This is a genomic window from Aequorivita sp. H23M31, assembly GCF_004022485.1.
Taxonomy (GTDB): domain Bacteria; phylum Bacteroidota; class Bacteroidia; order Flavobacteriales; family Flavobacteriaceae; genus Aequorivita; species Aequorivita ciconiae.
Genome location: NZ_CP034951.1, coordinates 2,442,495 through 2,457,727, shown reverse-complemented (window position 1 = coordinate 2,457,727; position 15,233 = coordinate 2,442,495). Strand labels below are relative to the sequence as shown.

The following is a 15,233-nucleotide window of genomic DNA, read 5'->3' as shown; positions in this document are numbered from 1 at the left end:
CTCAACATTCAGTAAGTAAGTAAATCAGTGTTCTGTAATCATTAAATCAGTACTCAGTAATCAGTAATCAGTATTTAGTAAGTCAGTAAATCAGAAATCAGTATTCCGTAAATTGCTAATCAGTTATCTACAAATAAAATTCTGAACTAAGATTTATGCATAAATCTGAATTCATAATTCATAATTTAAAAAAGATGTTCCCATTAAGAAGAAACCGAAGGTTGCGGACAAGCGAGAGTATGCGGAGTTTGGTTCGTGAAACAATTATAAACCCTAATGATTTTATCGTTCCACTTTTTGTTGTGGAAGGAAAAGGCATAAAAGAAGAAATAGCTTCTATGCCAAATTACTTTCGCCTCAGCTTGGACTTGCTTGAGAAAGAAGTGAAAGAACTATGGAAGCTGGGTTTAAAATCCGTTCTCCTTTTTGTAAAGGTTGAGGATAAATTAAAAGATAATACCGGTAAAGAAGCATTGAACCCTGATGGATTGATGCAGCGTGCTATAAAAACTGTTAAAAATGCGGTTCCCGAAATGCTGGTAATGACCGATGTCGCCCTGGATCCGTTTTCGATCTATGGACACGATGGTATCATTTCAGAAGGGAAAGTTTTGAATGATGATAGCAGCGCGGTTTTGGCTGAAATGGCTTTAAGTCACGCTAAAGCTGGTGCAGACGTTGTGGCGCCTAGTGATATGATGGATGGACGGATTTTTGAAATCCGCACCCTCCTCGAAGACGAGGGATATTTCGATACTGCAATAATGGCCTATAGCGCAAAATATGCCTCTGCGTTTTATGGACCTTTTCGGGATGCCTTAGATTCGGCCCCGGTGGATTTAAAAGATATTCCAAAGGATAAAAAGACCTACCAAATGGATTTTGGTAACCGCCTTGAGGCAATTCGGGAAACCTTAATGGATATTGAGGAAGGGGCCGATATTGTTATGGTAAAACCTGGGTTATGCTATTTGGATATAGTGCGTGAGATAACCAATGCCGTTAATGTTCCCGTAGCCGTTTATCAGGTAAGCGGAGAATATGCAATGTTAAAGGCCGCTGCTGAGCGGGGATGGCTGGACCATGATGCTGTAATGATGGAACAGGTTACTGCAATTAAACGAGCTGGAGCAACAATGATTGCTAGCTATTTTGCAAAAGATGTAGTTAAACTTATATCGTAGATTTAAATGTTCAAACCCCTTTATTTTTAAGAATCGAATACGCTTTTTGCTATATCTTTGTCAAGTGAAACACACTGAAAAACATATAATTAGATTTTTGGCTTTAATCGCTGTATTTCTGGCTTTCGGAAACAGCGGCTTTGCCAATATTAAATTTAGCTATGGTGTTTCAGATGCCCAGGACAAAGTTTTTTCATTTCAGGAGGACAGTCAAGAGAAACCTTATCAATTTAGAGCAATATCAATTGGCGAGGCTTCCCAGACCATTTCACAAAACGAAAACTTTGGGGTCGGACTTTTCCCAATTTTCTATTCACGGCAGGAATATGTAGAAACACCTGCTTCGTCAACGTTTCATTGTTTTTATTCCCTAAAGGATAAGAGGGAACTTATTTTTCAGTATTTATTTCCATTTCATTTTTTTTGGTGAGTTTTTGATGTTTTTAGCCTGTTTCGAAGAAAATTCAAACAGATTTTTATTCAAAAAATTCACCTTAAAAATTATTTATAATGAAAATAGATGCAACCCTTATTGGGGTAATTATTTTATTGTTGATATTCGTTCCCATCATTTATATGATTGTGAATGCTTCAGGAGTTAACAAAAAAGTGACTAAGTCTGTTCTACAACTTGCTCAGGGCAAAGGTCTCCATTTAGAAAATGTAGATGTTATTGGAAATCTTGTAATTGGAATGGATAGAAATTCAAGGAAACTAATCTATTCTACTAAAAGGAATCCACAAAACGACTTTAAGGTAATAAACTTAGAGGATGTAAAGGATTGTCGCGCAAAAAGCATAAAAGTTTCAGACAAGACCCTACAATGGGTTGGGCTGGAACTGGTGGAAAAGCAAGGTAAGAAAGAAATTCAGTTTTATTGCGAAAACGACGAGTCAGGCCTTACCAAAGATCCTTACGTTTGTCTTCAGGACGCAAAACGTTGGGAAAATGAGGTGCGACCTCTTTTGTTGAAAGCTTCCTAATTATAAATTGTAAGTTAAAAAACCGTCTTGATAGTTAATGTTGAGACGGTTTTTTTCATGAGATTGAGTCTTCAAATTTGGTATTAGTTGTCTCATTAATTCCTATCGGTCAAGATAATTGAATTCCAAAAGTTCCGAATTTCTTTATTTTAATTGTTCGATTATTTATTATGGTTTTCTATTCAAATAGAGATTTTTCCTTTACAGAAAACCGCTAATTTTTGATAAATATTTTAGTGTTTGTGAATTGTGGGGAGATAATTTGGATATAATAAGTACCCGCAGCTAATTCAGAAATGTCGATTAATTCCTTTTGCTCCCTTTTAACCAACTGCCCTACTGAATTATAAATGTTAACTTCAACCAATTGAAAACCGCTTCCTAAAACTATGTTTAATTGATCTGAAGCAGGATTAGGATAAAGTGAAAATGATTTCATCTCATTTATATTGGTGGAAAGAATATCAGATAAATCATAGACATTCACGTTTCCCGAATCATTGTAAGGCGAATTATCGAAAAACGGAGAAGCGACTGCCAATATATTTCCGTGGGCTGACAACGACACATCTTGTCCAAATAAATCGTTTGGGTTCAATCCAATAATGTTATTTCCTACCTGGGACCAAGCATTTCCTATGAATTTAAATATTTTGGCTTGTCCTGTTTGCGGTAAGGATGCAATATCTGACCGAGGAGCTCCAATTGCTAAAATATTTCCATCATCAGAAATGGCTACACTTGCACCAAAATGGTCGTTTGCTTCATCGCCATATAATTTTACACCTTTTTGAAGCCATTGACCATTCTCGTAATTAAAAACTCGCACATATCCCATTTCAGAATCACTGATTCTACCAATAGCGATTGTATTGCCATCTCCGTTTATTGAAACGCTACTGCCAAAGTTTTTACCTTCATCACTGAAAATACTTTCACCCATTTGTACCCATAATCCACCTGAATATTGATATACTCTCACTTCACCACCATAATTCCCATTCTCACCAGAAAAAGGAGTTCCAATTACCAATGTAGTTCCATCATTGGATAAGGACAAAACAACCTGCTCCAAAGAATAACTGCCTTCCGAATTGGAATATCCATTAATTTTTTGACCGATTTCGTTCCACAATGTTCCATCAAATTGTCGGACGGTAATAAATCCAAATTCATTAAATACGTTAGGTCCGGGAGATGCCATAGCAATAATATTTCCGTTTGAGGATAAGGAAATACCATATCCCAAGAGATTATTCCCGCTCCCTATGAAATAGTTTCCCAATAGTTCCCAGTTAGAGTCCTTATATTGAAATATCATGACGTTTCCATTAAATAACATTCCTTGATTGGGAGAGGAAATTACAAGAGTATTTCCATCACCAGATAAAGAAACCCTACATCTTGCCGAATAATCTCCGCTATAATTTAGCAATCTTAATGGTTGGCCTTTTTGGATCCAATCCTGACCGTTAAAACTGTACACTCTAGCCCGAGCAAAATGATTGTTATCCCCATCCTCAGCTTGGCCACCCACGGCCACTGTATGCCCATCCGCTGACATGGACACATACCAACCGGCTTGTTCATTTTGTAATTCGGGAAAAATGTTGGATCCCATTTGGGTTTGGCCAATAAGTGTTAAGGGAACCAACAGAAATAAGTATAGCTTTTTCATAATCGTTGCTATTGGGAATGCTTTATAAGTGTAAATCAATACTTTAATAGATTGATATTTAGAAGGTTTTTTATGAGAATTACTCAATTTTTAATTCTCATTTTATAAATTTAAGATAAATCTATCAATTTTTAATAAACCACGCCGCCTTTTTCAACTTTTCTATTACATATTGCTTCGCTTTCATGGAAATATTCTGATAGATTGAACAGTTCTAAAAACCTTACATTTGAGGAAAGTTTGAATTATGCAAACAGCGATTATAGATTCTCCATTGGGAAAACTGGAGATAAACGGTGATATTTCTGGGATTGCCAGCGTAATCTTTTTAGATAAAGAATATTTCGCTGTTTCTGAAACTATTCCTTCAGAATTAGTCGAGGCGGTAACGCAATTGAAACAATATTTTGATGGAGAAAGGAAAGAATTCAATTTAAAACTCTTTCCGGAGGGAACGGATTTCCAGAAAAAAGTTTGGGCTGAATTAGAGAAAATCCCTTACGGGAAAACAGTTAGCTATCAGGAGATCGCGAGACGGTTGGGCGATCCAAAAGTTATTCGTGCGGCCGCTTCCGCCAATGGAAAAAATCCTATTTCTATCATAATTCCCTGTCATCGAGTTATTGGTAGCGATGGATCTTTAACGGGTTATGCCGGCGGGCTTCAGAAGAAAAAATTTCTGTTGGACCTCGAAAGCGATTGGAAGCAGCAATCTTTGTTTTAGATGTAACCTGAGTTGCTTCACAAATAGAAATTGTAAAACTAAGGCCATTATAAAATAACGTACCGTGTTGGCAAAACCATGATTTATGTGTCTGTTTTTTTGATACACATCAAGACCCATTCAAAAATTTATAAATAATATTTTACGTAGTTTTAATACTCTTCTTCCCATTGAAATTTTCAAATTATGATCAAACAAATAAATTTGGAACACATCCTCTTTTTGGACATAGAGACAGTTCCTTTACATTCACATTTTGATCATCTCGATGATACCTCCAAATTACTGTGGGAGGAAAAAACGAGGTATCAGAGAAGAGATGAATTTTCTGCGGAGGAATTTTATGATCGTGCCGGTATTTGGGCCGAGTTTGGTAAAATTGTCTGTATTTCCGTCGGATATTTTGTGTTAAAAAATGATATTCGAAATTTTCGGGTAACTAGTCTCCACGGCGATGAGGTCAAGATTCTAAATGACTTTAAAAAACTTTTGGAAACCCATTTTAATAAACCACATCATTTACTATGTGCCCATAATGGCAAAGAATTTGACTTTCCTTACATTGCCCGGCGCATGATAATAAACGGAATTAACATTCCTTTTAAACTGGATTTATTTGGAAAAAGGCCTTGGGAGGTTCCATATCTCGATACCTTAGAATTATGGAAATTTGGGGATTATAAAACCTATACTTCCCTCAAGCTTATGGCACATGTTCTGGGAATCCCGTCTCCCAAGGACGATATCGATGGGAGTGAAGTAGGACATGTTTTTTATAAGGAAAAGGATATTGAAAGAATTGTTACATATTGTGAAAAAGATACCGTAACAGTTGCCCAAATTATACTTCGTTTAAGAAATGAGGAAATTTTGACACCTGATGAAATACTTTCCGTATAATGCCTGGGGTCATCCCATTAGAACTCATATTGTTATCTGTTTAAATTTTAGTAGATTTACCGGTCATATAAAAAACTAATTCTTTTATGTCTATTTTAAAATTTATCCCGAAATCGCTTTTATTGTTGTTTTTTATGGCCCCGCTTTTTATAGCTTGCAAAGATAAAGAGGTAATAAACGAGCAATCTTCAGAAACTGTTCAGGAAGCTACTCTTGAGCAAAAAAAGCAAATGCTTAACAACGTAGTCCCGAATAATACTTCTAATTCCGGTGATATGGCTGGATTAAACCCGGAACATGGCCAACCCGGTCATAGATGCGATATTGCAGTAGGCGCTCCTTTAAATGGTAGTGGAGCAAAGCCAATTGTTACTCCCATTCAAGGCAATAACCTTATGCAAAATAAGCCAGCGGCCACTCCAGTTGAAGTGGCGGACGGTTTAAACCCGCCTCACGGTCAGCCAGGCCATAGATGTGATGTTAAAGTTGGCGATCCGCTATAAGAAGTAAACCTGAACTTTATTTTAATCCCAAGCTATATTTATCCCAAGCTATATTTCAAGATTAATAGGATACGTACGATTTAAGACAACGCATCATATAATTATTCTTTAACGGTTTTTTTTAAGAAATCTCTTTCTCATATTAATAGTTATTTTCATTCTACTTGTAAACAAAAAAGATGGCCCGCTTCGGATAGAAACGGGCCACTTTTGTTTTTAATTTAAGGTACTATTCTTTGATAAAACGCTCTATCATTTTTTCCTTATCTGTATTTACTTCCAACATATAAACCCCACTTTTCAAATTTGATACATCTATATTTTCGGTATAAGTTCCCTCACCTACAATTTGTCCCAATATAGAATAGATTTTGTAATCGGTGGCTCTGTCCGTTTGTAGTTCGATGTTTAAATCGTCTTTTACAGGATTTGGATAGAGAATCATCTGAAAAGAGGTTGGATTATCATTTTCTCTAATTCCTTCAGGAGCAAAACCGGTTTTAATTATCACAGTATAATCCTCCACTTCACCGTAGGAAAAAGTTTCGCAGGGAGTTGGATACGCATTATATTTCATGGCAACTCTCATTCGTGTAGGACCATTTAAAGCCGATGCGGGAACAGTGAAACTGCCCGAAATGGAAGTTGATGTTGTTCTTGCTCTGGAATAGACAAGTTCGCCGGCATCGTCAAAGTCTCCATCTTGGTTGTAATCGATCCATACCCGATATGCTTCGTTGTATTTAGATCCTGTCCATTTTGGAGTAATTGTAATGGTGTTTGAGGTTCCTTTTGCCAAGGTGGTGGTAAGTTGAGTAAAGTTGCCATAGCCACCATTATTACCACTGAGATTATTTATACTTCCCAATTTTACACGATCTATATATTCATCATTGGTATTATTTCCATTGGAATTACAATAAGTAATTGAATTGGATAGAGTTGTAAAATTCACCGTATTGCTGAACGCCGAATTATTACCAGCAGCATCGTATGCTCTTACTTTTACTGAATATGCAGTACTTGCTAAAAGACCTGTTATATTCGCACTGGTACCAGTTACACTACCAATACTATTACTTCCCAAAAACACTTCATAACCCGTTACCGCCACATTATCTGTGGATGCACTCCAAGAAATGCTTGCTGTGGTCTGTGTAATATTTGTCGCAGTTAGGTTTGCGGGAGTGGATGGGGCTTGCGTATCTCCACCGCCAGCGGTAAGATTGATTGTGTAATCCTCAACTTCTCCATAACTAAAAGTTTCGCAAGAGGTAGGAATTCCATTATATTTCATAGCCACTCTCATTCGGGTTTCCGCTCTTACTGTGCCGCTCGGTATTGTGAACGTTCCACTTACGGGAGTCGTTTTTGATGCCGCTTTGGACCAAACCAGTTCCCCTGGATCATTAAAATTTTTATTTCCATTATAATCTATCCAAACGGCGTAGCCTTCATTATAAGAACTGCCGGTCCATTTGGGTGTAATTGTAATAGTGTATGCGGTCCCCTCGCTGAGCGTTGTAGAGATACTTGTAAAATCGGAATATTTTTGGGCACCCGAAGTATTATTGATTGTATTTAGCTGGACCCGGCTTATATATTCATCGTTTACGTTATTCCCTTGTGAGCTGCAGTAAGAACTGCCGCCCCCGCCACCATAGGCTGCTCCAACGCCTACAGCATACCACGCATTGGTAACTGCAATCTCCTCGGCACTACCGGCACCATAAAGATCTTTGGCAGCTTGGATGGCCCCGTTTCTTGCATCTAGGTATTGGGAATTTGTATTTAAGTAAACGGTAAGATTACGATATGCAATAGCGGCTGCTTTATCCATGCCAATTCCAGATACGGTATAGGCATTACCAAGATCGTTCGTTCCTGATTTTCCAACGCTCAATACATAGAACCAAAAATTCTGTACGCCGGAGTTTTGATGAACTCCGCCAGAATCTCCCGACCCCGAATACCAATTTGTACCTAGATAAGTGTCAGGATCGCCAAATGCATTGGGATTGCTCATAGAACGCAGAGCGCCACCGCTTCCACCCGCTCCAATTTGATCTCCCATTAACCAGTCATTGGTTCCGGATGCAAACTTTTCAATGGATTCTCCAAAAATATCAGAGAAAGACTCATTCAGAGCGCCAGATTGGTAGCTATATACCAAGTTAGCGGAATATTCTGTTACGCCGTGAGTAATTTCATGTCCACAGATATCCAAGGAAACCAAGGGTCCATAATTTACACCATCGCCATCGCCATAGGTCATTCTGCTACCGTCCCAAAAAGCGTTCACATATTTATTTGAATAACTAACGTAGGATTTAATGACCCCACCGGTATTATTATAAGAGTTCCTACCATATTTCTGATAAAAATATTTATAGGTTCTTTCCGCGCCGTAATGAGCTTGGACACCAGTACTATTTGAAGTAAAGTTTGTAGAACTACTGGTTATATCCGCGGCATTATTATAATTGGTGCCTTTGTTCAAAGTAAAGGTTTGGATACCTCCACCGTCAGCTGTTTGGCGGAGTCTGTAGGAACCTGAATAACTATCTGCGGTAAAAGAGACATTCCCGTTATACAGGCTAGTTCCGGTGGCCGGTACATTTGCATGATGGATTCGTTTATTTTCAAATATAAACTCTCCGGTGTTTGCATCGATATAGACATCTGCGCGATATAGCGGACTTACGGCATAGATATCGAATTTATATGCCAGTCGAGGTTTTGTAGAGATATTTTCCATAATAGGAAAAACAACGAGTTCTCCGGAGGGCTTTGTGTAATTCATACTAGCAGCTTCCTGAAGGTTTTCCCATAAATATCGGATAGCTCCTACGTGGGCTGTCGCTTTGTTGAATGCTTGGGCATTGCTCAAACTGGCTGCTACATTAAAATCTTTCTCAATAGGGAAATAAGCGGCATTTACGGATTGGATACTTCCGCCTTTGCTATTGAGGATTATGGTTCCAAATTCCACTTTAACACCGTTAAAATACTGTTGCATTTTTTGATGGATAAATCCCAAATGATCGGATTCCTGTTTAATTGCTCTAAAACTCATATTGTCGGGAGCATTAAATATGGTCTTAAAAAGAGTGGAAGGTTGCTGTAAAGAAAATGATTGGGAAGAGTCTAAAATTATTAGACCTGAAGGAGTGGTGGACGAATCTTTATTGGAGTTTTTGTCTTGGGCGGAAATCTCCGCCAGAAACCCGAATAGTAGAACAAAGATCAAGAATGAGAATTTGGAATGTGTTTTCATAATTCGATAGATTTAAATTAATAAAGGAGTTTTGTTATTTAAAGGAACGACAAAAAAATAAATACATCATTATAAGAAATGCGATTTTTTTGAAAAATAAATTTCCGCTGCATTTTTCCTGTTTCTGCTATCTTTGGCCTATGAATAACATGCCACTTTTATCCGTTGATGAACTTGCAGTTTCTTTTGGCAAAAGGAAGCAATGGAGGGAGGTTCTACATAAAGTATCTTTCGAGCTAAGGGAAAATGAAATTCTGGGGATAGTTGGAGAATCAGGTTCTGGAAAATCGGTTACTTCTTTATCCATAATGGGATTACTTCCCAAGAATACTTCTCAATATTCTGGAAGAATTCTCTTTGAAGAAGAGGATCTTCTAAAGTTGCCCAAGGAGGATTTCCGGAAAATCCGCGGAAAGGAGATTGCAATGATCTTTCAAGAACCCATGAGCGCGCTAAACCCTTCCTTAAAATGTGGAAAACAGGTTTCTGAAATTCTGAGATTGCATTTTAAAATGAGTAGTTCGAAAGCAAAAAAGGAAACTATTGCATTATTCGAAAAGGTAAAGCTACCGCGTCCCAACGAAATATATAACAGTTATCCCCACCAAATAAGTGGCGGACAGATGCAGCGCGTAATGATTGCAATGGCAATTGCCTGTAAGCCCAAACTTCTTATTGCCGATGAACCCACTACCGCATTGGATGTAACCGTCCAAAAGGAAATTATTTCTCTTCTAAAAACAATTCAGAAGGAAACTAAAATGTCGATGTTGTTCATTTCACACGATTTAAATTTGGTATCCGAGATTGCCGATAGGGTTATGGTAATGTACCAAGGTTCTGTCGTTGAGAATGCATCGACGGTTGAAATTTTCACAAATCCACAGGCTGAATATACCAAGGCACTTTTGGAAGCTCGTCCAGCCCTAAATGTTCGTTTAGCTGTTTTACCGACAATTGCCTCGATTGCAGATAATACTTTTGTTCCGAAAGAAGTAAAACCAATTGAACGTGCCAAAAAGCATAAACATATTTATACGAAACCACCTCTTTTGGAAGTTACGAATTTGAAGAAGTATTATTTCAGCAAATTGGGAATTTTCTCAAAACCGGAAGTGGTAACTGCTGTTGATGATATTAGTTTCTCAGTATTTGAAGGGGAAACAATGGGGTTGGTCGGGGAATCCGGATGTGGGAAGTCAACTTTGGGAAAAACAATTCTTCAATTAGAAAAATCAACCTCTGGAAGTATTAAATATAAGGGGAAAGAATTGACGCATCTCAGCAATCAAGAGATTCGAAATCTGCGGAAGGAAATACAAATAATCTTTCAAGATCCGTATTCTTCATTAAATCCCAGATTGCAAATAGGGGAGGCTCTAATGGAACCTTTGGAGGTGCATAACCTGGGAAAATCCAAAAAGGAGCGAAAGGAAAAAGTGCTTATACTTTTAAAAAGAGTTGGTTTAGATTCGGGTTATTTTAACCGCTATCCCCATCAGTTATCGGGCGGTCAACGGCAGCGAGTGGGAATTGCACGAACGATTGCTGTAGAGCCTAAGTTGATTATTTGCGATGAATCTGTATCTGCCCTCGATATCTCGGTGCAAGCCCAAGTGCTGAATGTTCTTAACGAATTAAAAAATGATTTCGGTTTCACCTATATATTTATATCACACGATTTGGCTGTGGTTAAATATATGTCCGATCAGCTCTTAGTGATGAACAAAGGAAAAATAGAAGAGTTGGGAGATGCGGATGAGATTTATGCAAATCCCCAAACCGAATACACCAAAATACTTATTGGAGCTATCCCAAAAGGAATTTAGGCAATAACACTATTCTGAAAAGAAATGGGTTTTTAATGGTAACAATCTTGAAATGTAAAGACTGTAGGAGAAAATTCCCCAGATTACATTAGTAAAAAAACTTTTTTAAAGACAAAAAAAACATTTCGGACTAGACCAAAGGTATTCTTAAGGAAGAGAGTTACATTTTTCATTGTAAAATGGCTATTTTGTTTAGGGTTGCTAATATGGAAATTATATTGCAATTACACAACAGAAATTTTCATTTTTCGGATAAAAATGATAATTAAAACTTCATTTCTGGAATTTCTCCTTCAATTATTAGGTCTCCATCGGTTGCTTTCTTTATATCTTCCACGGAAACACCTGGTGCGCGCTCGAGTAAGTGGAATTTTCCATCCTTAATTTCCAAAACGGCTAGATTGGTTACAATCTTTTTTACGCACTGAACACCGGTTAACGGAAGAGAGCATTTTTTTAGCAATTTAGATTCACCCTCTCTATTTGTGTGTAGCATTGCAACAATAATATTTTCAGCAGAAGAAACCAGATCCATTGCTCCTCCCATGCCTTTAACCATTTTCCCTGGAATTTTCCAATTGGCTATATCCCCATTCTGGGCTACTTCCATCGCTCCAAGGATAGTAAGATCCACGTGTTGTCCGCGAATCATTCCAAAGCTCATAGCCGAATCAAAAAAGGATGCCCCAGGAAGAGCGGTAATGGTTTGTTTCCCAGCGTTAATCAAATCAGGGTCTGCTTCGCCTTCATAGGGGAAAGGTCCCATTCCGAGTATCCCATTTTCACTTTGAAATTCCACACTAATATCGTCCCGCACAAAATTCGCCACTAAGGTAGGAATACCGATTCCAAGGTTTACATAGTATCTATCCTTTACTTCTTTGGCGATGCGTTGTGCTATTTGTTCTTTTGAAAGTGACATAGTTTTAATTTGAAAATTAGGAAATGCTTTACATCTCTGCGTCCTTTGCGTGTTTGCGGTTTAACTTTTCACCGTAGAGGCACAGAGAGCACAGAGCTATTTCTTCCTTACAGTTAATTGCTCAATTCTCTTTTCATATTTTTCCCCCTGAAATATTCTTTGGATAAAAATTCCTGGAATGTGAATTTGATTGGGATCCAATTCTCCAATAGGGACTAGTTCTTCAACTTCCGCTACCGTTATTTTGGCCGAGCCGCACATGGCGGGATTGAAATTTCGCGCGGTACCTTTAAAGATCAAATTTCCCGCTTCATCACCTTTCCAAGCTTTTACGAAGGAAAAATCTGCTTTAAAAGCTTCTTCCATCACATACATTTTTCCGTTGAATTCTCTGGTTTCTTTTCCTTCTGCTACTTCAGTTCCGTAACCGGCAGGAGTAAAAAAAGCTGGAATTCCACTTCGGGCAGATTCACATCGCTGGGCCAAAGTTCCTTGTGGCACGAGTTCTACTTCCATTTCTCCACTTAACATTTGTCTTTCAAATTCGGCATTTTCTCCTACATAAGAGGAAATCATTTTCTTGATTTGGCGTTTTTTCAACAAGAGACCAAGCCCAAAATCATCTACTCCAGCATTGTTAGAAATACAAGTTACATCTTGAACATTTCGTCTTACCAATTCATTGATTATATTCTCGGGAATCCCACAAAGGCCAAATCCTCCTAGCATAAAAGTCATTCCGTCCGCGATGCCCTCACAAGCTTCTTGAACGTTTGGAACAGTTTTAGTTATCATTTTTTAATTTTTATTAAAATTACAAAAAATCAATTTATAAAAAAATTCGTCGAGCCGGGTAAGTCGTATCCGATCCTAGGAGTTCCAATTTTCCGATAAGTAAAGTGGGAAATAGATTAAAAATCAAATTCGTCCGGTACTTTTTCAACATTTGGATCACTTTCTCGCCATTTTGAGCAATCTGTCTCGATGGAAAGATTTGCTGGTCTCGGGAAATTTCCCGTCGAAACATCTAAATCCTCATCCGCATAACATTTTTTCATATACAATCCCCAGATTGGAAGCGCCATGGTTGCTCCTTGTCCATAGGTAATCGAACCAAAATGTGTTGCACGGTCGTCGCCGCCAACCCATACACCAGTGACCAGATTGGGAACCATTCCCATAAACCATCCATCACTTTGATTTTGTGTTGTTCCTGTTTTTCCTGCAATGGGATTTTTAAAATCGTAAGGATATCCAGTCATAACCTTTTTGTAAACAGGAGAATTTACTGCCCAGTTTCCTCTTAATCGGGTTCCCGTACCAGATTGGGTTACCCCTTCCAGAAGACTGACAGTTACGTAAGCTGTTTCTCCACTAATAACATCCTTGGTTTTTGGTACATTTTGATATAGAACAGTTCCGTTTTTATCTTCTATTCGCTGAATTAAAATCGGTTCCACATACACCCCCTCATTTGCAAAGGTGCTATATGCTCCAACCATTTCATAGACAGATATATCTGCCGTACCCAATGCAATAGAAGGAACTGCAGGTATCTCCTTAGTATCAACCCCCATTTTTGAAATTAGGTCGATTACCGGTTCAGGTCCCACTCGGTCAATTAGCCTGGCTGTGATCGTATTTATTGAATTTGCCAAAGCATATTTTAATGTCACCATCCCGCCGTAAGTTCCACCGGAGTTTTTCGGTGTCCACGGTTGAATTAGATGATGACGGCCTGCAGGGATGGTATAGATTGTATTTGGAAGGGTATCACAAGGCGACATGTGCATTTGGTCTATCGCCGTAGCATACACAAAGGGCTTAAAGGTAGATCCTATTTGGCGTCTTCCTTTTTTGACCATATCATATTTGTAATGTTTATAGTCAATTCCCCCAACCCAAGCTTTAACCTCCCCAGTTTGAGGAGTCATAGACATCATCGCTGCCTGTAAAAAAGATTTATGATATCGAATGGAATCCATGGGGCTCATAATGGTATCTATATCTCCTTTCCAAGAAAAGACGCGCATTGGTATCTTTTTCTTAAAGCTTTCAATTATTTCATCTTCTTCTTTCCCTTGTTTTTTCATCTCGCGCCAGCGATCACTTTTACGCATAGCGGAATTCATGATTTTATCTGTTTCTTCTTCGGTTATATGTCTAAACGGGGCAGTTTTGTTGTTCTTATTTTGTTCGTCGAAAACAATCTGTAAACGAGCCATATGCGCGTGTACGGCTTCTTCGGCATATTGTTGCATCTTACTGTCGATAGTAACATAAACCTTCAATCCATCCTGATAAATATTGTATTTGGTTCCGTCTGGTTTCGGATTTTCCTTAATCCAATCTTCCATAAAATGCCGCGCATATTCTCGGAAATAGGTTGCAATTCCCTCATCATGACCTTGGGGAGTAAAATTGATGCCCAGAGGAAGGGCTTTTAGGGAGTCCCTAACCTTTTTGGAAATATAGCCGTATTTCTCCATTTGGGAGAGCACGACGTTTCTGCGGTTTGTCACTCCTTCAGGATTTCGGAGAGGATTGTAAAGAGAGGCATTTTTAAACATCCCTACCAACATTGCAGATTCCGAAGTTGTAAGTTGTGCCGGAGCTTTATCGAAATAAATATGTGCCGCAGACTCAATCCCCACTGCTTGGTTTACAAAGTCGTATTCATTGAAATACATGGTAATAATTTCCTCCTTGGTATACCGACGTTCCAAGCGAGTAGCGATAATCCATTCCTTTATTTTCTGAAGACCACGTTGGAACTTGTTTCTTGAAACTTGTTCGGTAAAAAACAATTTTGAAAGTTGTTGTGTAATGGTACTCGCCCCTCCTCTTGATCCTAAAAAGGCAACCGCCCGAAGAGTTCCTTTGCCATCAATTCCGGAATGTTCGTAAAAACGGGCATCTTCGGTAGCAATCAACGCATTTACCAAATGATCTGGAAGCGAATCGAATTGAACGGGAGTCCGGTTTTCCTTGTAAAACTTACCAATGGTTTTTCCATCGGAAGAAATAATTTCGGTCGCTAAATTCTTTTCCGGATTTTCGAGACTTGTTTCATCCGGAAGACTTCCGAATACGCCCCAAGACGCCAATAAAAAGACGAAAAGAATCAGAAGAATAAGTCCACCGAAGATTTTCCAAAACGTCCTAATATGACGATTAACGTCATTGGGATTTTTCTTCTTTTGCTGTTGTTTTTTCGCTGCCATAAAAAATT

The 15,233-nt window shown here is 38.4% G+C and carries 12 protein-coding genes; 7 read left to right on the top strand and 5 right to left on the bottom strand.

What is annotated here, in order from left to right; translation table 11 throughout:
• The first annotated feature begins 194 nt into the window (after positions 1–194).
• The 3 genes from hemB (at position 195) to EI546_RS10740 (ending at position 2,168) form a co-directional block, all read left to right on the top strand.
• Positions 195–1,184, top strand: coding sequence for a porphobilinogen synthase (hemB, locus tag EI546_RS10750; protein ID WP_128250545.1), 990 nt, complete (start codon positions 195–197; stop codon positions 1,182–1,184).
• Positions 1,185–1,248: 64 nt separating this feature from the next.
• Positions 1,249–1,614, top strand: coding sequence for a hypothetical protein (locus EI546_RS10745; RefSeq protein WP_128250544.1), 366 nt, complete (start codon positions 1,249–1,251; stop codon positions 1,612–1,614).
• Positions 1,615–1,694: 80 nt separating this feature from the next.
• On the top strand, positions 1,695–2,168 hold the full coding sequence (locus tag EI546_RS10740) for a hypothetical protein (RefSeq protein WP_128250543.1): 474 nt from the start codon (positions 1,695–1,697) through the stop codon (positions 2,166–2,168).
• Positions 2,169–2,382: 214 nt separating this feature from the next.
• Here EI546_RS10740 and EI546_RS10735 read toward each other — a convergent pair whose 3' ends face one another.
• Entirely contained in the window at positions 2,383–3,846 is a 1,464-nt protein-coding gene (locus EI546_RS10735; protein WP_128250542.1) for a T9SS type A sorting domain-containing protein, read from the bottom strand.
• A gap of 247 nt (positions 3,847–4,093) precedes the next feature.
• Here EI546_RS10735 and EI546_RS10730 point away from each other — a divergent pair, with 247 nt between their 5' ends.
• The 3 genes from EI546_RS10730 to EI546_RS16345 all read left to right on the top strand — a co-directional run bounded on the left by EI546_RS10730 (position 4,094) and on the right by EI546_RS16345 (position 5,973).
• A complete protein-coding gene (locus EI546_RS10730) occupies positions 4,094–4,570 on the top strand; it encodes a methylated-DNA--[protein]-cysteine S-methyltransferase (protein ID WP_128250541.1) in 477 nt (158 codons plus the stop codon).
• A gap of 186 nt (positions 4,571–4,756) precedes the next feature.
• A complete protein-coding gene (locus EI546_RS10725; RefSeq protein WP_128250540.1) occupies positions 4,757–5,470 on the top strand; it encodes a 3'-5' exonuclease in 714 nt (237 codons plus the stop codon).
• Positions 5,471–5,556: 86 nt separating this feature from the next.
• Entirely contained in the window at positions 5,557–5,973 is a 417-nt protein-coding gene (locus EI546_RS16345; protein ID WP_205649734.1) for a hypothetical protein, read from the top strand.
• 229 nt (positions 5,974–6,202) lie between these two features.
• On the opposite strand, the gene EI546_RS10715 is transcribed toward EI546_RS16345, so the two are convergent.
• Positions 6,203–9,250, bottom strand: coding sequence for a M4 family metallopeptidase (locus tag EI546_RS10715; RefSeq protein WP_128250539.1), 3,048 nt, complete (start codon positions 9,248–9,250; stop codon positions 6,203–6,205).
• A gap of 140 nt (positions 9,251–9,390) precedes the next feature.
• Here EI546_RS10715 and EI546_RS10710 point away from each other — a divergent pair, with 140 nt between their 5' ends.
• Positions 9,391–11,079 (top strand): ABC transporter ATP-binding protein, encoded by a 1,689-nt coding sequence (locus EI546_RS10710; protein ID WP_128250538.1) that lies wholly within the window; start codon positions 9,391–9,393, stop codon positions 11,077–11,079.
• 265 nt (positions 11,080–11,344) lie between these two features.
• Here EI546_RS10710 and EI546_RS10705 read toward each other — a convergent pair whose 3' ends face one another.
• The 3 genes from EI546_RS10705 to EI546_RS10695 form a co-directional block, all read right to left on the bottom strand.
• Positions 11,345–12,001: a CoA transferase subunit B gene (locus EI546_RS10705; RefSeq protein WP_128250537.1), complete on the bottom strand. Its 657-nt coding sequence runs from the start codon at positions 11,999–12,001 to the stop codon at positions 11,345–11,347.
• Positions 12,002–12,097: 96 nt separating this feature from the next.
• Positions 12,098–12,796 (bottom strand): CoA transferase subunit A, encoded by a 699-nt coding sequence (locus tag EI546_RS10700; protein WP_128250536.1) that lies wholly within the window; start codon positions 12,794–12,796, stop codon positions 12,098–12,100.
• Positions 12,797–12,912: 116 nt separating this feature from the next.
• Positions 12,913–15,225 carry a penicillin-binding protein 1A gene (locus EI546_RS10695; RefSeq protein ID WP_128250535.1) on the bottom strand — a complete coding sequence of 771 codons (2,313 nt, stop codon included), beginning with the start codon at positions 15,223–15,225 and terminating at the stop codon, positions 12,913–12,915.
• Between the last annotated feature and the right edge of the window lie 8 nt (positions 15,226–15,233).